Annotated in this window: 15 protein-coding genes; 12 read left to right on the top strand and 3 right to left on the bottom strand. The window is 32.5% G+C overall.

From position 1 onward, the window contains the following. The first annotated feature begins 7 nt into the window (after positions 1-7). The 7 genes from topA to ABEB18_RS06405 all read left to right on the top strand — a co-directional run bounded on the left by topA (position 8) and on the right by ABEB18_RS06405 (position 9848). On the top strand, positions 8-2527 hold the full coding sequence (gene topA / locus ABEB18_RS06375) for a type I DNA topoisomerase (RefSeq protein ID WP_348798353.1): 2520 nt from the start codon (positions 8-10) through the stop codon (positions 2525-2527). 56 nt (positions 2528-2583) lie between these two features. Beyond that, complete coding sequence (locus tag ABEB18_RS06380) at positions 2584-3735, top strand: formimidoylglutamase (RefSeq protein ID WP_348798354.1); 1152 nt, start codon at positions 2584-2586, stop codon at positions 3733-3735. A 266-nt stretch (positions 3736-4001) separates the two neighbouring features. After that, positions 4002-5402: a T9SS ring complex lipoprotein PorK/GldK gene (porK, locus tag ABEB18_RS06385; protein WP_348798355.1), complete on the top strand. Its 1401-nt coding sequence runs from the start codon at positions 4002-4004 to the stop codon at positions 5400-5402. A 60-nt stretch (positions 5403-5462) separates the two neighbouring features. Further along, positions 5463-6110, top strand: a complete 648-nt coding sequence (gene porL, locus ABEB18_RS06390) for a type IX secretion system motor protein PorL/GldL (protein ID WP_348798356.1) — start codon at positions 5463-5465, stop codon at positions 6108-6110. Positions 6111-6160: 50 nt separating this feature from the next. Further along, positions 6161-7687, top strand: coding sequence for a type IX secretion system motor protein PorM/GldM (porM, locus tag ABEB18_RS06395; RefSeq protein WP_348798357.1), 1527 nt, complete (start codon positions 6161-6163; stop codon positions 7685-7687). 53 nt (positions 7688-7740) lie between these two features. After that, complete coding sequence (gene porN / locus ABEB18_RS06400; protein ID WP_348798358.1) at positions 7741-8718, top strand: type IX secretion system ring subunit PorN/GldN; 978 nt, start codon at positions 7741-7743, stop codon at positions 8716-8718. A 77-nt stretch (positions 8719-8795) separates the two neighbouring features. Then, positions 8796-9848 carry an NAD(P)/FAD-dependent oxidoreductase gene (locus ABEB18_RS06405; protein WP_348798359.1) on the top strand — a complete coding sequence of 351 codons (1053 nt, stop codon included), beginning with the start codon at positions 8796-8798 and terminating at the stop codon, positions 9846-9848. Between the two features lies 1 nt (position 9849). Here the strand turns inward: ABEB18_RS06405 and ABEB18_RS06410 are convergent, their stop codons facing one another. After that, entirely contained in the window at positions 9850-10233 is a 384-nt protein-coding gene (locus ABEB18_RS06410) for a DUF983 domain-containing protein (RefSeq protein WP_348798360.1), read from the bottom strand. A gap of 76 nt (positions 10234-10309) precedes the next feature. On the opposite strand from ABEB18_RS06410, the gene ABEB18_RS06415 reads away from it, so the two are divergent. After that, positions 10310-12217 carry an ABC-F family ATP-binding cassette domain-containing protein gene (locus tag ABEB18_RS06415; protein WP_348798361.1) on the top strand — a complete coding sequence of 636 codons (1908 nt, stop codon included), beginning with the start codon at positions 10310-10312 and terminating at the stop codon, positions 12215-12217. Positions 12218-12310: 93 nt separating this feature from the next. Here the strand turns inward: ABEB18_RS06415 and ABEB18_RS06420 are convergent, their stop codons facing one another. Continuing rightward, positions 12311-13462, bottom strand: a complete 1152-nt coding sequence (locus ABEB18_RS06420; RefSeq protein ID WP_348798362.1) for a GNAT family N-acetyltransferase — start codon at positions 13460-13462, stop codon at positions 12311-12313. A gap of 170 nt (positions 13463-13632) precedes the next feature. Between ABEB18_RS06420 and ABEB18_RS06425 the strand changes: the two genes are divergently transcribed. After that, positions 13633-13911, top strand: a complete 279-nt coding sequence (locus ABEB18_RS06425) for a 4a-hydroxytetrahydrobiopterin dehydratase (protein WP_348798363.1) — start codon at positions 13633-13635, stop codon at positions 13909-13911. 55 nt (positions 13912-13966) lie between these two features. Here the strand turns inward: ABEB18_RS06425 and ABEB18_RS06430 are convergent, their stop codons facing one another. Continuing rightward, positions 13967-14455 carry a DUF1761 domain-containing protein gene (locus ABEB18_RS06430; protein WP_348798364.1) on the bottom strand — a complete coding sequence of 163 codons (489 nt, stop codon included), beginning with the start codon at positions 14453-14455 and terminating at the stop codon, positions 13967-13969. 325 nt (positions 14456-14780) lie between these two features. Here ABEB18_RS06430 and ABEB18_RS06435 point away from each other — a divergent pair, with 325 nt between their 5' ends. The 3 genes from ABEB18_RS06435 to ABEB18_RS06445 all read left to right on the top strand — a co-directional run bounded on the left by ABEB18_RS06435 (position 14781) and on the right by ABEB18_RS06445 (position 20428). Continuing rightward, positions 14781-15611 carry a leucine-rich repeat domain-containing protein gene (locus tag ABEB18_RS06435; RefSeq protein WP_348798365.1) on the top strand — a complete coding sequence of 277 codons (831 nt, stop codon included), beginning with the start codon at positions 14781-14783 and terminating at the stop codon, positions 15609-15611. A gap of 269 nt (positions 15612-15880) precedes the next feature. Beyond that, the gene (locus ABEB18_RS06440; protein WP_348798366.1) at positions 15881-16186 is read left to right on the top strand and encodes a hypothetical protein; all 306 of its coding nucleotides are present in this window, start codon (positions 15881-15883) and stop codon (positions 16184-16186) included. A 1020-nt stretch (positions 16187-17206) separates the two neighbouring features. After that, positions 17207-20428: a SusC/RagA family TonB-linked outer membrane protein gene (locus tag ABEB18_RS06445; RefSeq protein ID WP_348798367.1), complete on the top strand. Its 3222-nt coding sequence runs from the start codon at positions 17207-17209 to the stop codon at positions 20426-20428. The last annotated feature ends 10 nt before the right edge of the window (positions 20429-20438 follow it).

Genomic DNA, 20438 nt, shown 5'->3' on the forward strand with positions numbered 1-20438 from the left:
TAGCAAGATGGCAAAGAATTTAGTGATAGTTGAGTCCCCTGCAAAGGCAAAAACAATCGAGAAATTTCTAGGAAGTGATTTTCAGGTTGAATCAAGTTATGGGCATATTGCCGATTTACCTTCCAAAGAAATTGGAGTAGATGTCGAAAATGGATTCACACCCAAATATGAGGTTTCCTCAGAAAAAAAAGCGTTAGTGTCTAAGTTGAAAGCTTTAGCTAAGAATGCCGAAATGGTTTGGTTAGCAAGCGATGAGGACCGCGAGGGAGAGGCTATTTCTTGGCACTTGGCGGAAGAACTAAAACTGAAACAAGAAAAGACAAAACGTATTGTTTTTCATGAGATTACAAAAAATGCTATTCTTAAAGCCATTGATAATCCCCGAGAGATTGATTATAATTTAGTCAATGCACAACAAGCCCGTAGGGTTTTGGATCGTTTAGTGGGATATGAATTGTCTCCAGTTCTTTGGAGAAAGGTAAAAGGAGGATTGTCTGCTGGACGTGTTCAATCTGTTTCCGTTCGATTGATTGTTGAGAGAGAACGCGAAATTCAAAATTTTACTCCAGTTGCTTCCTATTCTGTTGTGGCCGAGTTTACAACTGAAGCAGGAAAATCACTTAAAGCAAAACTCCCAAAGAATTTTAATACTAAAAAAGAAGCTGAAGATTTTTTAAATCAAAATATTGGCTCTATATATAAGGTAGCAGATTTAGAAACTAAACCTACTAAGAAATCTCCAACTGCCCCTTTTACAACGTCAACATTACAACAAGAAGCAGCAAGAAAATTGTATTTACCTGTTGGAATTACGATGCAATTAGCACAGCGTTTATACGAAGCTGGACTTATTACATATATGAGAACAGATAGTGTAAACTTGTCTAAAGAAGCGATGGATGCTGCTCAAGCAGAAATTATTAAGTCGTACGGAAAAGAGTTTTCGTTTCCAAGAATTTTTGCTAATAAGAGTAAAGGGGCCCAAGAAGCTCACGAAGCTATTCGTCCAACTGATATGTCGCGTCATACCGTAGATATTGATAGAGACCAGGCTCGCTTGTATGATTTAATTTGGAAAAGAACTTTGGCTTCGCAAATGAGTGATGCTAAGTTAGAGCGTACCAATGTGAAAATCGAAGCTAATAACCATTCTGAAGTTTTTACAGCTTCAGGCGAAGTTTTGCTTTTTGAAGGTTTTTTGAAAGTGTATCTTGAAGGACATGATGAGGAAGAAGAAGAACAAGAAGGATTATTGCCTGCATTAAAAGTAAACGAAAAATTAGAAAATAATTATATTACCGCTACCGAAAGATATACTAGACCAGCTGCACGTTATACAGAAGCTTCTTTGGTGAAAAAATTAGAAGAATTAGGGATTGGCCGTCCTTCAACGTATGCTCCAACAATTTCAACAATTATTAATAGAAATTATGTTGAAAAAGGAACTTTAGAAGGTCAAGAACGTAATTATACACAATTGACTTTACAGTCGGGTAAGGTTACTGATAAAGTCCTCAAAGAAAATACAGGTTCTGATAAAGGAAAGTTGGTTCCAACTGATATTGGAACAATAGTTACGGATTTCTTAGTTAAAAACTTTGGAAATATTCTTGATTATAATTTTACTGCAAAAGTAGAACATGATTTTGATGAAATTGCCGAAGGAAATATCGAATGGACCAAAATGATGCAAGAGTTTTATAATACTTTTCATCCTACTGTAAAAGATGTTGAGGCTAATGCGGATAGAGAAAGTGGTGAGCGTGTTCTTGGTGTTGATCCAGAGTCTGGAAAACCAGTGTCTGTTCGGTTAGGAAAATTTGGACCAATGGCTCAGATAGGTGAGGCTGATGATGAGCAGAAAAGATTCGCAAGTCTTAGACATGAACAAAACATAGGTAATATTACTTTAGAAGAAGCGTTAAATTTATTTTTGCTTCCAAAAAATTTGGGTATATATAAAGGAGAAGAAGTAGAAGTTAGTAATGGTCGTTATGGACCTTATGTACGACACGGAAGTGTTTTTATTTCTTTGCCAAGAGGTGAAGATCCATTAGATGTTTCAATGGTAAGAGCGCAAGAATTGATCGATGAAAAAGCTATAGCTGACGCACCAATTGCTGTTTATAAAGGAGAAGGAGTTCAAAAAGGAACTGGTCGATTTGGGCCTTTTATTAAATGGAACGGAATCTTTATTAATGTTAGCAAAAAATATGATTTTGATAATCTCTCTCAATCTGATATCGAAGCTTTGATAGAAGATAAGTTGCAAAAAAACATTGATAAGGTAATTCATAATTGGGAAGAAGAAGGGATTTTAGTTGAAAAAGCACGTTGGGGTCGTTCTGTAATTAGTAAGGGTAAAATAAAAATTGAGCTGAGCAAAGATATAGATGCTTCAAAGTTGACTCTCGCAGAGGTTCAAGAAATGATTGCAAAAAAGGCACCTGCTAAAAAAGTGGCTGTCAAAAATGCGACAGCTACTAAAAAACCTGCCACAAAAAAAGCAACTACCAAGAAAAAGTAACAAAGACAATTCTGTTTCAAATAAAAGTTTGAAATATATAATATAAAAAACAAAAGATGGAGTTTGATTTTTTGGTACCATTAGATGCTGAAATTTTAGAATTTGTACAAGGTTTAACTACTCAGCATTTGGGTAGTAAAGTTGTATTCCATACCAATGATTCAACTCCTGATCTTGAACAAATAGATATTGCAATAATAGGTGTTCTAGATAATAGAGGAACAGGTAATACAAAAACAGGAGTCAATCTAAGTGAGGTTAGAAAAGAATTGTATAGCTTATATCCAGGAAACTGGAAAGCTTCTATAGCTGATTTTGGTGATATTTTACCAGGAAGCTCAAAAGAGGATACTTATTTTGCAGTAAAAAAAATAGTTTCGAGTTTAATAAAAAGAAAAATCACACCTTTAATAATAGGAGGTTCGCAGGATATAACCTATGCGCTTTATCGAGCTTATGATGATTTAGAGCAAATGGTGAATTTGGTTTCTATAGATAGCCGTTTTGATTTTGGTAAAGAAAATGCTCCAATTAGTTCTGATTCTTTTTTGACAAAAATTATTATAGACGAGCCTAACAATTTATTTAATTTCTGTAATATTGGTTATCAAACCTATTATAATTCTCAGGAAGAAATAGATTTGATAGAAAAATTATTTTTTGATGCTTATCGTTTAGGAGAGGTTTCTACTAATATTTCTATTTCAGAACCTATTTTTAGAGATGCTGATTTGGTTAGTTTAGATTTAACCGCCTTGAAGTCGTCAGATTCGGGTAATTTTATCAATTTTTCTCCAAATGGATTTAACGGAAAAGAAATCTGTGCATTGTCTAGGTATGCGGGAATAAGTGATAAGGTAAGTTCGTTTGGTGTTTTTAATCATAATAACACAAAACAAGAAGCGGTATTAATTGCTCAAATATTTTGGTATTTTATAGAAGGGTTTCATTACCGTTCAAATGAATATCCTTTTGGTAGTAGAGAGAACTATTTAAAATATATAGTTCCTTTAGAAGATGAAGATTTGGTCTTTTACAAAAGTGATAAAACAGATCGATGGTGGATAGAAATTCCATTTGTAGTCAGTTCGAGCAATAAATTAAAAAAGAACACGTTGTTACCTTGTTCTTACGAAGAATATTTGTCAGCTTGTAATCAGGAAATGCCTGAAAGATGGTGGAAAGCACAGCGTAAAAATATTGTATAAAATGTCTAGAAAATAAATTTGAAAGATTTTTAGATAAAAAGTTAAATTTATGTGATTCTTTAAAATAATTACCTAATACTTACAATTTTTTCAAAACTATGTTTTTTGTCGTTATTTTTTTACTCTTTGACGATTTTTTATTTTTTTTTTAGATTTTTTAACATACATTTGACTAAATAATTTAAGACTTTGAAAGGATTGTTTTTTTTAAAAAAAATAAATAGGTTTACAGTCTGTATAATAATGAATAGATAACCCCAATTTTTATGAAGAATTTCATTGCATTTACGGCAATTTTAACCGTGTTAATTAGCTGTGGTAGATCAAGCGACAAAGGTGAGTTGGTTGGTGTGAAAGGAGCAAAGTGGCATCCTGAAAAACCTTATGGAATGACGCTTGTCCCTGGAGGATCGTACATCATGGGTAAATCTGACGATGATGTTGCTAATGTTGGTGATGCACCAACTAAAACAGTAACTGTTAGATCCTTTTATATGGACGACACTGAAATTACCAATAGTGAGTATCGTCAATTTGTGGAATGGGTAAAAGATTCTACAATTCGTTTGCGTTTAGCTATTTTAGCTGAAGAAAGTGGGCAAACAGCACCAGCTGATGGAAAAGGTAAAAATGTAGGTAGTATTGCTGATTACTCTTTTAGTAGTAATATGGATCCTGAAAAAATGACCGCCTATGATAAGTATATGTATGATAATTATTATAGTATAGGTAGTGATAAAGATCCAAATGCTTATAAAAGGCTTAATAGAAAAACAAAGCTTATTAAGGATGTAAAAAAATATCCAGATGAATATTATGTTGAGGTAATGGATTCTATGTATTTACCATTAGAAGCTTCTTATAACGGCTTGAGAACAATGGATGTAAACAAGTTGAAATTCCGTTATACTTGGATGGATATTCAAGCGGCTGCTAAAGCAAAAGTTGGGAAAAGACAAGATTTTATTAGAACAGAAGAAGTAAAGGTTTATCCTGATACTACGGTTTGGATTAAGGATTTTAGTTATTCTTATAATGAGCCAATGCATAATGATTATTTCTGGCATAAGGCTTATGGAGACTATCCTGTAGTAGGGGTAACTTGGAATCAAGCTAAGGCTTTTTGTGAGTGGAGAACTTTAAATAAAAATATTTGGTTGAAATCTAAGAAAAGTCATTATGATAATGTAAACTCATTTAGATTACCAACAGAGGCTGAATGGGAGTATGCTGCTAGAGGAGGTTTAGAATCTGCTACTTTTCCTTGGGGAGGGCCTTATACTAAAAGTGATAGAGGTTGTTTCTTAGCAAACTTTAAACCAAATCGTGGAGATTATGCTGCAGACCAAGCATTATATACTGTAGAGGCTAAATCATATGAACCAAATGGTTACAACCTGTACAATATGGCTGGTAACGTTTCAGAATGGACTGATTCGGCATATGATGCAAACTCTTATGAGTTCATGTCAACAATGAACCCTGCAATTATTGATAATTCTAATAAACGTAAAGTAGTTAGAGGAGGTTCTTGGAAAGATGTTTCTTATTTCTTACAGGTTAGTACTCGTGCATTCGAATACTCTGATTCTGCTAGAAGTTACATCGGTTTTAGAACAGTTCAAGATTATATGGGAACTCAAACAACTAAAAACGGAAAAAAATAAAAAAACCCTAGATTACATAAATAACAAAAACCTATAAATTAACTTTAAAACTTTAAAAAAATGGCTATATTGAGCAAAAAAGCAATGAATTTCGCGTATGGTATGGGAGCGGCAGTAGTAATTATTGGAGCTTTATTTAAAATTACTCACTTTGAAATTGGACCATTAACAGGAACTCTAATGCTTTCAATAGGATTGGTAACTGAAGCATTAATTTTTGCCCTTTCTGCGTTCGAACCTGTAGATGAAGAATTAGATTGGACTTTGGTTTATCCTGAACTTGCAAATGGAGAAGCTCGTAAAAAAGAATCTAAAAAAGAAAGTGTAGCTGATGCTCAAGGGTTATTGTCACAAAAATTAGATGCAATGCTTAAAGAAGCTAAAATTGATGGTGAATTGATGTCAAGTTTAGGAAATAGCATCAAAAATTTCGAATCTGCTGCTAAAGGTATTTCTCCTGCAGCTGATGGAATTGCTGCTACAAAAAAATATAGTGAAGAATTGTCTATGGCTGCTGCACAAATGGAATCTTTGAACAGTTTATACAAAGTTCAATTAGAAAGTGCTTCTAGAAATGCAGAAGCTAATAAAGAAATCGCTGAAAATGCTGATAAATTGAAAGAGCAAATGCAATCAATGACAGCTAATATTGCTTCTTTAAACAATGTTTATGGAGGTATGTTAACAGCTATGAATAACAGAGGATAATTAGTTATTAAAACTATTAAATTTTAACGAATAACTAATTATTAGAAAATATGGCAGGAGGAAAATTAACCCCTAGACAGAAGATGATTAACCTTATGTATTTGGTTTTCATCGCAATGTTAGCAATGAATATGTCCAAAGAAGTTTTGTCAGCTTTTGGTTTGATGAACGAAAAATTGGAAGTTACAAATACAACAACGACTCAAAGAAACCAAGCTTTTATGGAAAAATTGGGTCAATTGGCTCAAGAACAACCAGCACAGTATGCTGACTTAAAAGCTAAGGCAGATAAAGTAAAGTTGTTAGTAGAAGATTTGAATTCTTACCTTGATAATTTGAAATCTGAAATGACTGCTGGTCTTGAAGATTCTAAAGATTATGAAGTAATGGATAAAGGTGATTTCTTAGATAGCAAATTTTTTGCTAATGACAAAATCACTCCAGCTGGACAAGAATTTGTTGATAAAATTAATAAGTATAGAATAGAGGTAGCTAAATTAGTGCCTTCTGTAGCTCCAAAAGTAAATCGTGTTTTTTCTACAGAGGATGTTACAAACAGAGATGGTATCAAATTACCTTGGTTAGAGTATAACTACAAAGGTTTCCCGTTGGTGGCTTCTTTGACAAAATTATCACAATTACAAGCTGATGTAAAAAATATTAATTCTGAAGTATTGTCAACAATGCTTACAGGTGAGCAAGCAAGCCAACTTTCATTTACCAACTATAAAGCTTTAGTGGTTTTAGATAAAACGGCTTTCTTCCCAGGAGAAAAAGTAACTGGAAAAATTGTTTTGGGACGTGTTGATGAGAATACTAAACCTAAAAGTGTTATCTTAAATGGGGCTAACATGAGTCCATCAAGTTTTAAAGCTGGTGGAGTTGAACTTGGTTTCACTGCTGCTGGTTTAGGAGAAAATCCATTGAAAGGTAAATTTATCTTTACTGAAAATGGTAAAGATGTTCCTGTAGATTTTGAAAGTACTTATACAGTTGTACCAAAACCTAATTCAGCTACAATTTCTGCTGATAAAATGAATGTGGTATATAGAGGTGTTGTGAACCCAATGACAATTTCTTTTGCGGGTGTTGCTGCTAATAAAATCAGTGCTTCTGCACCAGGTTTAAGTTCAGCTGGAAGACCAGGTGCTTATAATATGACTCCAGGGCAAGGTTCTGAAGTGGTAATTAATGTTTCCGGAACTTTACCTGACGGACAAAAAGTTAGTGATAGAAGATCTTTCAGAATCAAAGGTATTCCTGCTCCAGTTGGCGCAATTGGTGGAGAAATGGGAATTGTTAAAGGAGCTAAGTCTCGTTTAGAAGTTTCTCAAGTTTCTGCTAAATTACCAGATTTTGATTTTAACGTTAATTTAAATGTAGTTGGATTTACTTTAAAAGTTACAGGTCAGGCCGCTGTAATAGTATCTGGAGACAGAGTTAATGCGCAATGTAAAAGTGCTTTAGCAAGAGCGACTAGAGGAGATCAAGTAACAATTACTGATATTAAAACAAAATTAGTTGGTTCTGATATTATGCTTTCTAGAACTGCTCCAGTAATTTACGAAATACAATAAATATTTAAGTTGTTGAAAATTTACCTACTTAGATAAACTTAATAATTAATAAGATGAAGACTAAAAAATTAGTAGTAGTTGTTGCATTTGTTGCAGGGAGTTTTTCTTCATTTGCGCAGTCTAATTTGCTTAATGCTAAGACACCTGAGCAAATTGGTGTGAAAACTCAATCTCAAGTATCTCTTGATAATGATAAACCTTTAGCATACGGTTATGTAGATGATAGAGATATTTTGATGGGGAAAACTACTTGGGAGATAATTGATTTGAGCGAAAGATTTAATTTTCCTCTTTATTTTCCAATTGATTCTACTAATATCGGAAAAGACAGAAGATCTTTGTTTGATGTTTTGATTAAAGGTATTAAAACGAATAGAATAACTGAGGTTTATGCTGATGATTATTTCAATACAAAAAAGACTTTCAAAGATATGACAAGTTCTTTTACTTATATTGATACCACGAATGCTGGTAGAGAAGAAGTAAATGCTAATAGAGATTTGTATTTTCCGAAAGAAACCGTAACTTACAAAAAAGTTAATGGAAAAAGAGTTAAAGTAGTTGGACCACCAGCTGTAGCTAGAACTTTAGATCCTCAATTTATTGATAAAAGAGAACTTACAGCTCAGGATGTTACGGGATATAAGTTAAAAGGATATTGGTATTTTGATAAGCGTCAAAGTGAACTAAAGTATCGATTACTTGGAATTTGTCCTATTGCTCCTGAAGCAAGAGAAGTAGGAAGCGAAAATCCTGATTACATCGAATTGTTTTGGATTTTTTACCCTTCAATCAGAGATTATCTGCATGAGTATTTAGCTTTCAACGAAAAAAATTCAGCAATGCCAATTTCTTTTGACAGAATTTTAGATTCACGCCAATTTAGTGGAACTATTTATAAAGAAGAAAATGTTTATGGCGATCGTTTGATTACAGAATATATCAACGAAAATGCTTTAAATCAATTGCTAGAATCGGATAGAATTAAAGATAAAATTCGTGATTTTGAACACGATATGTGGAATTACTAATTCTTTATAATTTTACAAAAAAAACTCTTACTTCAAAAGTAAGAGTTTTTTGTTTTTTTAATATATATAAAATGATCATGCTCGATTATATAATTGTAGGTTCTGGTTTAGCTGGGATTTCTTTTTCAGAAATAGCGTTGCAACACGATAAGAGTTTTGTTGTATATAATGACGATTCTCAAAATTCGTCTAAAATAGCTGGAGGTCTCTATAATCCCGTTATTTTAAAGCGTTTTAGTGAGGTTTGGCAGGCACAAAAGCAATTGCATTTGATGAATGATTTTTATTCTAATTTGAAGAATAGATTTACAGATACATTTGATTTTAAAATGCCAATTTTGAGAAAATTTTTCTCAGTTGAAGAGCAAAATAACTGGTTTGCAGCTTCTGATAAAATACAGTTGAGCCCTTTTTTGTGTACTACTCTCATTTTTGATAAGTATAATGGTATTGATTCCCCTTTTGGTTATGGTGAAGTTTTACAGACAGGATATGTAGATACAGCTTTGTTGTTGTCCCAATATCAAGAGTATCTTTTGCTACAAAATAAAATGATTTTAGAGTCTTTTGTCTATGAAGATTTAATTATTGAAAAGGAGTATGTATCATACAAGAATCATAAGGCAAGACATATCATTTTTGCAGAAGGATATGGGATGCATTCTAATCCTTATTTCAAGGAATTACCTCTGGATGGGACTAAGGGTGAGTTGTTTATTATAAAAGCACCAAGCCTAAATTTAGATGTCATTGTAAACACGAGTGTTTTTATTTTGCCTTTAGGAAATGAATTGTTCAAAGTTGGCGCAACTTATAATTGGAAAGATAAAACTGATTTGCCTACAGAAGAAGGAAGAATTGAATTGGTAGAAAGGATTAAAGAAATAATCAATTGTGAGTTTGATATAATTGAACATTATGCAGGAGTGAGACCCACTGTTAGAGACCGAAGACCACTAGTTGGAACCCATCCAGTTTATCAAAATATTCATATTTTGAACGGACTAGGAACAAGAGGCGTCATGCTTGGGCCTGCAATGGCTGCGGATCTATATAATTATATTGAGAACAATATTCCTTTAGATAAAGAAATTGATATCAAAAGATTTAATAAAAGGATAAAAAAATGATTTACTTATCTTTTGTTGAGGGGTCATAAGACACAAACATATTGATATAAATATTTCTTGACCATCTTAATACGATAGGAAATGTAATAACTAGTGTGATTATAATGGCTATAAACGTAGTTTGAATATCAGCACCAAAAAAAAGAAATGCAATTATAAAAGTGGCTATTCCTATTGCGACATTGAGTGCATAACTAACGTACATAGCACCATAAAAAAAAGAAGGTTCTATTTGGTATTTTAATCCACAATGACTGCATTTTTCATTCATTTTAAGTACAGAACCTAAATGTAATAGATTTTTATCTGCATACATACTCTCTTTCATGCATTTTGGACAAGTTCCTGTTAAAATGCTATATAGTTTGGATCCTTTTTTTAACATTTGCAAAAAATTATGATTTGTTAATTTTAATTATACAAATTTACTAATACAATAAAGAATAAAATAATTTATTTACATGCTTAATATACACAATTTATCTGTTTCGTTTGGTGGTACTTATTTGTTTGAGGAGGTAACTTTTCGATTAGGAGCTGGTGATAGAGTAGGTTTAGTCGGGAAAAACGGAGCTGGAAAATCTACAATGTTGAAAATGTTGGCAAGAGATTTTGCCCCCGATTCAGGAGTTATTTCTCAAGAAAAAGACATCAAGATGGGATTTCTGCGTCAAGATATTGATTTTGAAAAAGGAAGAACTGTACTTGAGGAAGCTTATGAAGCTTTTACTGATATTAAAGTTGTCGAAAAAAAGCTTGAAGAAATTAATCATCAATTGGTAACTAGAACTGATTACGAAAGTGAAGAATACAGTAAAATAATTGAAGATTTATCTGATTATACTCATCGTTTTGAATTATTAGGTGGATATAACTATGTTGGAGATACCGAGAAGATTCTACTTGGATTAGGTTTTAAAAGAGAAGTTTTTGATAATCAAACAGAAACTTTTTCGGGTGGTTGGCGTATGCGTATTGAGTTGGCGAAATTGCTTTTGCAAAATAATGATGTTTTGTTGCTAGATGAGCCTACGAATCACTTGGATATAGAAAGTATTATTTGGTTGGAAAGTTTCTTGCGTAATTATCCTGGAGTGGTTGTAATCGTTTCACACGATAAAATGTTTCTGGATAATGTAACCAATAGAACTATCGAAATTTCTCTTGGTAAGGCTTATGATTTTAACAAACCTTATTCAGAATATTTAGAATTGCGTCAGGAACTTCGCGAGAAACAATTGGCTACCCAAAAGAATCAGCAAAAAAAGATCGAAGAAACTCAAAAGCTGATTGATCGATTCCGTTATAGTGCAACCAAATCTTCAATGGCGCAATCGTTAATAAAGAAATTAGATAAAGTTGAGCGAATTGAAGTGGACGAAGATGATAATTCGGTTATGAATATTTCGTTTCCTGTTTCTAAAGAACCTGGTAAAGTGGTTATTGAAGCCGAAAATGTAACTAAAGCTTATGGCGATAAAACAATTTTAAAAGATATTTCTTTATTGGTAGAGCGCGGAAGTAAGATTGCTTTTGTGGGGCAAAATGGTCAAGGGAAATCGACTTTTATAAAAGCTCTAGTTGACGAATTCGAGTATGAGGGAACTATCAAATTAGGGCATAATGTTCAGTTGGGTTATTTTGCTCAAAATCAAGCAGAATATCTAGATGGCGAAATTACGTTGTTGCAAACTATGGAAGATGCCGCAACAGATACCAATCGTTCTAAAGTTAGAGATATGTTGGGATCTTTTTTGTTTAGGGGCGATGATGTAGAGAAGAAAGTTAAAGTACTTTCAGGAGGAGAACGAAACCGTTTGGCTTTGTGTAAATTATTGTTGCAACCTATTAATGTCTTATTGATGGATGAGCCTACGAACCACCTAGATATTAAGTCGAAAAACGTATTGAAGGCTGCTTTGCAAAAATTTGGAGGGACTTTATTGATCGTTTCTCACGACAGGGATTTTTTGCAAGGAATGTCAAATATTGTCTATGAATTTAAAGATCAAAAAATTAAAGAGTATTTGGGGGATATCAACTTTTTCTTAGAACAGCGTAATATAGAAAATATGCGTGAAGTCGAGAAAAAAGATGTAGTTAAAACGGTTGCTTCTAAAGAAAATAAAAAGGTTTCTTATGAAGACCAAAAGAAAGGGAAAACACTTCAAAACCGTTTGAGTAAAATTGAAAATCAAATCAAGCAATTGGAAATAGATATTCAGCATGACGACAAAATGTTGACCTCTAATTATGATAAACATATCGAAGATGCTTCTTTTTTTACAGCTTACAACAAGAAAAAAGCAGATTTAGATCAATTGCTTTTGGAGTGGGAAATTGTTCAGGAAGAAATAGATAAGTTGTAATTTTAATCGTTAACGTCAGTTATAATCTTTCTAAAAAAGCAATGATTGTCTTATTGATAATCATTGCTTTTTTTAGCGACTACGTAACGGAACCTATCCCTTGAATGGATTTCTCTCCTGCCAAACGACTTCGGGTTCTAATTTTGGAAAAATTTTCGGAACCTGTTTGTTTATTTGCGAGTTGCTATGATTCATGTAGCCATACATTTGAAATGGTTTGGCTCCAACAGAACTTTTAATCTCCAATGCTGTTCGGGCAAAAATTATTGCTTTAAATCCTTTGTTGATAGAATAAGCAACCATATCATAGAGCATATTTAGGTATAACATTTTCTCTTTTTGCAAGCTTTCGTCATAACCCAAAAAATAGGTGTCTATCACATCTCCATTTTTAATTAAGGTGTTGAAACCAATTAGTTTTCCGTCTAGGAAATATCCGTAGAATAAAAATTTATCTTTTAAAATTTCTTTGAAAACCCTAAAATGATTTTGGGTCAAAAAGAAAGTGTTGAATGGAGCATTTTGTGCCACATGATGATAGAGCTCATAAATGCTTTTTTCGTATTTGATAATATCCTCTAAGTGGAATTTCTTTTTCTCGATTCCTTCAGCTTTCTTTCTTGCTCTTTTATATTGGTCTCGGTATTTCTTAATCAATGAATCAATGTAATCTTGTTCGGTTTTCCATCGGCTAGGAATATCAAAAATCATATTGGGTTGTACACAATATTTATAATCTTTAGAGAAAGAGTCTTTGTTGAAATATTGAATTTCGGTTTCGTTGTAGTCTTTAAAAGTTGTAATGTGAATTTTTTTGCCAATCGATTTAAATTTTAATTTCAAATCATTTGCAGCCTGCCTTAAAGCAATAACGCCATCAGATGGTGAAATACTTTCCGAAAACTGGAAAGAATTTTGTCCCGTGAGCATATTGTTGCCGATAACCAAGACATGCGAAGCGAATTTTTTTAAAATAAATTTTCGAGTTGTTGTCTTTATACATCGATCTCTATCGCCAAAAGATTCTAATTTATTCAAATTCAAAAATTGTGCAATAGCAATCCCTACCAAGTTTTGTTCTTGGAATAATCCGATATAATGACAAATCATATTTTTGGGAGCAGATTGATCTAAGATTTCAAAATATTCTTTGGATAAAAAAATATTTTTATAACCAAGATCATCCCAGTTCTCAGGAAGTTGTTTGGCTGTTTCGTAAATTTGATAGGAAAGAGTTGTTTTCAATTTTGGTTAGAATATTTATTCAAAATTAGCCAATAAAGTTAATTATGTACTTAGAGTCGTTTTAATTTAACTAATTTTAGGCTAAAAATAATTTCCAATTAATCAGTAGAAGAAAATTATGTCAAAGCAATACGGTCAGTTTTTTTTTAAATAATTAAAAATAACAACGAATGGAAATTTATACAGAACAAACGGTAGTCCCTTTTTTGAACAATTTGAAAGATTGGTATTTTAAAGAGCAAGCAATAGAAAAGAAATTTGTATTTAAAAATTTTAACCAAGCATTAAGTTTTATTGTTCAAGTTGGGGTATTGGCAGAAAAGATGAATCATCATCCAGAACTTTTTAATGTATATAATAAAGTCAATATACGTTTGAATACCCATGATTCGGGAGGGGTAACACAGAAAGATATTGAGTTGGCTCGGCAAATTGAAGGGTTGTTTTAAGAGCAAAACCTTATTCCTAAAATTATAGAAATAAGGTTTTTTATTTGAAATTAAATTACATCCAACCGCAAACTAGTGAACCCATAATGGTCAAAGAAATAATCCAAAAGCCAGAATGTACCAATATATATTTGGTCGATTTTCTCTCGAATAGTCCGTTTATAGCGATAATAGGCATTGCAAAAAATAAACCAGATATAAACCCGTGCAAAGCACCATGTTTGTAGGTTCTAAATGCGGTACCGTAATCTTGCATAAAAGCCTGAAATGATGGTAAAGCTTCGCCTATTTTCATTGGGCCTCCAATCATTCCAAGTGCACCGCTTTGGTGAATTGTAAGTGACATTTCGGTGATAACAATCATAATCGAAAAAATATAGGTGAGTCCGAATATCTTGAGCATATTTCCCTTTGCAAGTTCTTCTTGTGTAAATCCGTTTTCTTTCATCCAAATGGTTCCGAAAATTTTTGGATTGTACCAAATAAAACCAACTACTAATGGGGCCAAAGCCGCAACTAAAATTGCAATCCAATTCATTTCCATGATTAAAGTTTTTAAGGTTATGGTATCAAATGTAAGATTTTTTTTGATGCGATTTGGTTTGTTTACTTCTATTTTATTACCGATTTTATGGTTGTAAATGTAATTTTTGATTTGAAAATCGGTGATGAGAAAAAAAACAAGTGAGTAGATAGGTTTAATTGTAAGGTGTTGTGTGTTAGTTTTATGAGCGAAATTCGAAGTTTTTTGATTTTTAAATTTGTAAGACAAATCTTTTATTATTTTTTATTTTTGTTATTTAGTCGATTTTTTTTGTTTATTAACGAAGTTTTTGATTAATTTGGTAAGGAACTTTTAAATATAACAAATGAGTAATAAAATTACGCTTCTACTTTTTACCGTATTTTTTTCAACCTCTGTTTTGGCAACTATATCCAAAGCCGAAAAAGAAGTACTTATCAAATTCAATCAAGTTACAAACGGAAGTAAATGGATCAATAAATGGGATTTGTCAGGGCCTATGGAAAAATGGTATGGGATAAAAGTGGTTGATGATAAAGTGGTTTCTATAAATTTGAATAATAATAATTTAACAGGCCGGATTCCGATTGAGATTACAACATTGTTGAATTTGCAAGAATTAAATTTGGGAACCAATTTATTGAATGGTGAGATTCCACTCAACATAGGTAATTTGAAATCCTTGCAAGTTTTGGATTTGTCATTTAACAAATTAACAGGCTATATTCCTAATTCTATTTGTACACTATCAAATTTGAAAAAATTGATGCTCGATAGAAATATTTTGTCTGGATTACTGCCTCAGCAAATAGGAAAGTTAACGGCTCTTGAGAATTTATCATTGTACGAAAACTCTTTTGGTGGGTCTTTACCAAATTCTATATACGAGTTAAAGTCTTTAAAATCACTTTCGCTTTATAGCAACCGATTTGTTGGTAAATTAAGTCCGTCAATTGGGAATTTAGAAGCATTAGAGAATCTAAACCTTTTTGATAATGACTTTAAAGGGCAGGTGCCTATTGAATTGGAAAAATTAACACGTTTGAAAAAAATGAATATTTCCTATAATTTATTTTCGGGTCAGGTTTCGAATAAATTGTCTCTTTTGGATAAGTTGAATATGACCATGCGAAATGAAATTGGAAACGTAATTTCTCTTCCAGTAAGTAAAGGATAAATTTTAGACTTACTGGCTGAGATTTAGAAGATTGTTTGTTTTAATACATTTAGTTAGATTACCCTGTAAACTCATACATTACAGGGTTTTTCGTTTTTTGATGTAAGCTTAAGGTTATGCTGTAATTATCAAATGTTATAAATTTGATAATTTTAGAGGTTGTATTGTGTCAGTTTCTTGATTTTTTGTAGATTTACTGAGGATTTAGTAGATATTGCTAAATTGGTCAAATCAGAATTATTTAAACCAAATTTTAAAATATTATAATTATGATAGTACAATATCAAGGAGAACAAAATGGTATTCCAGCTACATTTACTTTGCGAATTATTGGTAACAATCTTTCAAAAAGTAGCTCTAATTATCAAATTGATTTGCTGGTAGATAGCAAACCGTTACCAATTTTCACTTCTCTTATTCATCAGAGTTTGTCAAATTGTTTGAAAGAAGTTTATTTGTTTAGAAAACATAATAACATCAAGTTTAATGCTTCTTCTGAAAAAGTAGCACCAAAATTAGTGCCTTACGATTTGGTTTTATTCAACTATAACAAGTACGCATTGTTTGCTTCTTAATTTTTAATCTAATCGATATTATAAAGACTGTTCATTTTGAGCAGTCTTTTTTTTTATAAATAGATTTCAAAATGAGATTATAATGAAAGTTGTTTTTTGAGAATAACGAAAATAAGTCAATACCTTATTATATATAAATCAATGAGATTGATGTTTAAGTTTAGTGTAAAACCTTTTTGGAAATCTCAAAATAGGTGTGTTTTTTATAAAGCTTCTGTAGGTCTTTTTTTAATGATTAAAAGTAAATTCTTCAATTTTAAGTAATGTAAATGCATTATGCGCAGGTTTAAGTTGTTGTTTTTCAAATAGATATAAATAGGTGTAACGTAGTGAAAAGCATCTGTAACATAGCGATACCACTAAATCCTTTTTTAACAAATACATTTGGATCTCTTGATTTTTTATAGATATCTAAAAAATAAGCAGTCAAAATTTTTAATACTGTAAATATTAGCTTAAAAAATTAACGAAATCTTTATATAAGTATTTTATGATTTAATAATCCTTTTGATAAACATCAAAATCTTCAATTACTCATGAAATCTATTCGTAAAAAGTATAGACACTTTATTATAGAGAAATATAAAATTTCAGTTTTCAGTAAGTTGTTTTATAAACAGTTTATGAATCTGAAACAAGTTGAAAAATTAACCAAAACACTTAACCAAGATTTAGTAACATGACCAAAAAATTATTCATTCGGAAAGCTTTTTCCTGTATTGTTTGCTTAAAAAAAACAATCGGTTGCAATTTTATTAAAACAGCAAATAATATAACTACGCTGTTTTTGAACTCTTTTCCTGTCGGGCATTTGAAAGTAATACTATCGCTGAATACTATTTGATTTGCTGGAATTCAAATGATTTTAGTTAAACTCTAATAGATATGAAAGTTGTTGTCAATCCAACTGTATGAAATATCTGTTCTGGAACAAAATTAAATTAATCTAATAAGTCTATGTAAAGTTTTCAATTTTCAGGAAGGCTTTAAATTATAGAGGAGTTCAAACATTTTAATAATATGAAAATAAAAATATCTAAAATTCTAAATGGCACAAAATATATTCCTTTGGGAGTTTTGTTTCATTTTTTGTTTACAGGGAATTTATATGCCTCAGAGACAAAGATGTCTATTTCAGGTATAAATGTAAGCAGTGCTTTTGATCAAGAAATTATTGTGAGGGGTAGAGTTACCGCAGCTTCGGATAATTTAGGAATTCCAGGAGTTAACATTACTGTAAAAGGTTCAAAAAAGTTTGTTGCCGTTACTGATGTTGATGGTCGATATACTATAAATGTTCCTTCTTCGGATGCAATTTTAGTCTTTAGTAGTGTAGGTTTTGTTAATGTTGAAAAGAGTGTTGATCTCAATACGGAGATTAATGTTGTAATGAAACAGGATCAAACCAATCTGGGGGAAGTTGTTGTTGTAGGATACGGGAAGCAAAAAAAGGGAAGCTTAGTAGCTGCTATTAGTCAGGTTTCTGGAAAAACGTTGGAACGTGCGGGAGGTGTACAAAGTATAGGTGCTGCATTGACAGGGAATGTACCTGGTTTAATAACTTCGGCCAGCTCTGGTATGCCGGGAGAAGAGGATCCTCAAATTTTTATTCGTGGTGCAAGTACTTGGAACAATGCCCAGCCTCTTGTTCTGGTGGATGGTGTAGAGAGACAAATGAATAGTGTCGAGATTACTTCTGTAGAATCTGTTACGGTATTAAAAGATGCTTCTGCAACAGCAGTTTATGGTGTTAAAGGAGGGAATGGTGTAATCCTTATTACTACTAAACGTGGTCAATCTGGTAAAGCATTGATAAGAGCTACTTTTAATACAACGATGAAGGTACCGTCTAAATTACCAGAAAAACTGGATTCTTATGATGGTCTATTAGTTAAAAACAGAGCAATTGAAAATGAACTAGCATTGAGTCCATCGAGTTGGAATGATTATATTCCTCAGGCCATTATTGATAAGTACAGATATCCTGCAAATGTTGCTGAATCTGAGCGTTATCCTAATGTGGATTGGCAGGACGCTTTATTTAATGACTTTGCAATGTCATATAATGCTAGTTTAAATGTAAGCGGCGGAACAAAATCTGTAAGATATTTTGCAAGTGCCGACTTTTTGAGTGAAGGCGATTTATTTAAGAAATATAATAATAACAGAGGATATGATCCTGGTTATGGTTTTAACCGTCTGAATGTTAGAAGTAATTTAGATTTTCAAATTACGTCCAGCACTGTTTTCAAAGTTGGTCTTGCTGGTTCACGTGGTGTGAAAAAAAGTCCTTGGGGTGCGTCAGGGGGTGAATATACTATGTGGGATGCTGCCTATTCTACAGCTCCTGATGTTTTCCTGCCGTATTATGAGGATGGTTCCTGGGGATATTTTGCTCCAAATGAAGGTAAAGCATCAAATTCTGTAAGAAACCTTGCTATTAGTGGTATTCAGTTTGTAACAACTACAAAATTAAATACGGATTTTACACTTGAGCAAAATTTAGATAAATGGGTAAAGGGACTTAATTTTAAAGGTTTAGTTGCATTAGATAACTCGTTCGTTGAAGGAGACAGGGGAGTAAGTGATTTGTATAATGATGTTCAGGAAAAGTATATTGATCCACTTACAGGAGTGGTTCTTTTCAAGAAAGCGTATGACAATAATAATAGATTTGATTTTCAAGAGGGAGTAAAGTGGACTTCTACTGGAGGGGCTGTGCGAGATTGGAATACTTACCGTAAACTTTTTTATCAATTACAGCTAAATTACCAAACCAAAATTGCAGACGATCACAATATTTCTGCAATGGGGCTCTTTAGCAGAGATAAAGATGCGCTCGGAAGTGAAATACCGCATTATAGAGAAGACTGGGTATTCCGCGGTACCTATAATTATGCCAATAAATATTTTATCGAATATAATGGTGCTTATAATGGTTCTGAAAAATTTGGTCCGGAAAATCGTTTTGCATTTTTCTCTTCCGGGGGAGCAAGCTGGATTGTTTCGAAGGAGAATTTTATGAAAAAAACAGAGCCTTTTCTTGATTTGTTAAAATTCCGTGCTTCCTATGGTCAGGTTGGTGATGATGGAGGTTATGAGAGAGATATTAAGAGAAGGTTTATTTATCAATCTCAATGGGGATATGGTGGTAAATCGCGTTTAGGAACTACAGGGGAAACTGCTGAACAAAGTCCTTATACCTGGTATAGTGAGTTATCAGTTGAAAATCCTGAAATACATTGGGAAATAGCCAAGAAAACGAACGTGGGTGTTGATTTTGGATTCTTTAAAGGATTGGTTTCAGGTACTTTTGACTGGTATAGTGAGGATCGTACAGATGTATTATTACCGGGTGATCAAAGAGCAATTCCTCCCTATTTTGGAGCCACAGCACCAATTGCCAACTTGGGACAAGTTGAAAACAGAGGGTATGAATTAGAGTTAAAGTTTAATTATACTTTTGGAAGTGGCCTTAATTTATGGTGGACAACTAACTTTAGCCATTCAAAAAATAAAATTATAGCCGCAGATGATCCGGAATTATTTCCAGATTATCAAAAAAAGGAAGGATATGCTGTAAATCAGGCCCATTCTTATGTAAGTCAAGGGTATTACAATACTTGGGATGAGTTATATGCAAGTACAATTCATAGTACAAATGATACTGCAAAATTACCGGGTAATTACAATATACTTGATTATAATGCCGATGGTATCATTGATGCTAAAGATAATATTCCTTATGGATATACGGGAACACCTCAAAATACCTATAACAACACTGTTGGTGTTAACTGGAAAGGTTTTAGTGCATTTGTACAGTTTTATGGTGTAAATAATGTTACCAGACAAGTAGTTCTTACAAGTTTAGGGTCTCAGAATCATGTGGTTTATGATCAGGGATCCTACTGGTCACAAGATGATACAAATGCAGATTTGCCTATGCCACGCTGGCTTGCCACTGCCAGTGATTTTAATAATGGCAGCAGATTCATGTATGATGGTTCCTATCTGCGTTTGAAAAATGCTGAGGTCGCTTATACTTTCGACGGAAAAACAAATTGGATAAAATCGGCTGGACTTCAAAGCATACGATTTTATTTAAATGGAAATAATTTGTTTTTGTGGTCTAATATGCCGGATGACAGAGAAGCAAACTATGCTGGAACGGGTTGGGCATCACAAGGAGCTTATCCAACTGTGAAAAGATTCAATTTGGGAGCTAACATTATATTCTAAAATTTTAATT

The organism is Flavobacterium adhaerens (assembly GCF_040045115.1).
Classification (GTDB): domain Bacteria; phylum Bacteroidota; class Bacteroidia; order Flavobacteriales; family Flavobacteriaceae; genus Flavobacterium; species Flavobacterium adhaerens.

What these genes read in the sequence shown, in the direction of transcription:
- ABEB18_RS06445 (WP_348798367.1), top strand. Translation starts at nt 17,207, where the DNA reads ATGAAAATAAAAATATCTAAAATTCTAAATGGCACAAAATATATTCCT.
- ABEB18_RS06430 (WP_348798364.1), bottom strand. Translation starts at nt 14,455, where the DNA reads ATGGAAATGAATTGGATTGCAATTTTAGTTGCGGCTTTGGCCCCATTA.
- porK (WP_348798355.1), top strand. Translation starts at nt 4,002, where the DNA reads ATGAAGAATTTCATTGCATTTACGGCAATTTTAACCGTGTTAATTAGC.
- porL (WP_348798356.1), top strand. Translation starts at nt 5,463, where the DNA reads ATGGCTATATTGAGCAAAAAAGCAATGAATTTCGCGTATGGTATGGGA.
- ABEB18_RS06435 (WP_348798365.1), top strand. Translation starts at nt 14,781, where the DNA reads ATGAGTAATAAAATTACGCTTCTACTTTTTACCGTATTTTTTTCAACC.
- porM (WP_348798357.1), top strand. Translation starts at nt 6,161, where the DNA reads ATGGCAGGAGGAAAATTAACCCCTAGACAGAAGATGATTAACCTTATG.
- ABEB18_RS06425 (WP_348798363.1), top strand. Translation starts at nt 13,633, where the DNA reads ATGGAAATTTATACAGAACAAACGGTAGTCCCTTTTTTGAACAATTTG.
- porN (WP_348798358.1), top strand. Translation starts at nt 7,741, where the DNA reads ATGAAGACTAAAAAATTAGTAGTAGTTGTTGCATTTGTTGCAGGGAGT.
- ABEB18_RS06415 (WP_348798361.1), top strand. Translation starts at nt 10,310, where the DNA reads ATGCTTAATATACACAATTTATCTGTTTCGTTTGGTGGTACTTATTTG.
- topA (WP_348798353.1), top strand. Translation starts at nt 8, where the DNA reads ATGGCAAAGAATTTAGTGATAGTTGAGTCCCCTGCAAAGGCAAAAACA.
- ABEB18_RS06440 (WP_348798366.1), top strand. Translation starts at nt 15,881, where the DNA reads ATGATAGTACAATATCAAGGAGAACAAAATGGTATTCCAGCTACATTT.
- ABEB18_RS06410 (WP_348798360.1), bottom strand. Translation starts at nt 10,233, where the DNA reads ATGTTAAAAAAAGGATCCAAACTATATAGCATTTTAACAGGAACTTGT.
- ABEB18_RS06380 (WP_348798354.1), top strand. Translation starts at nt 2,584, where the DNA reads ATGGAGTTTGATTTTTTGGTACCATTAGATGCTGAAATTTTAGAATTT.
- ABEB18_RS06405 (WP_348798359.1), top strand. Translation starts at nt 8,796, where the DNA reads ATGCTCGATTATATAATTGTAGGTTCTGGTTTAGCTGGGATTTCTTTT.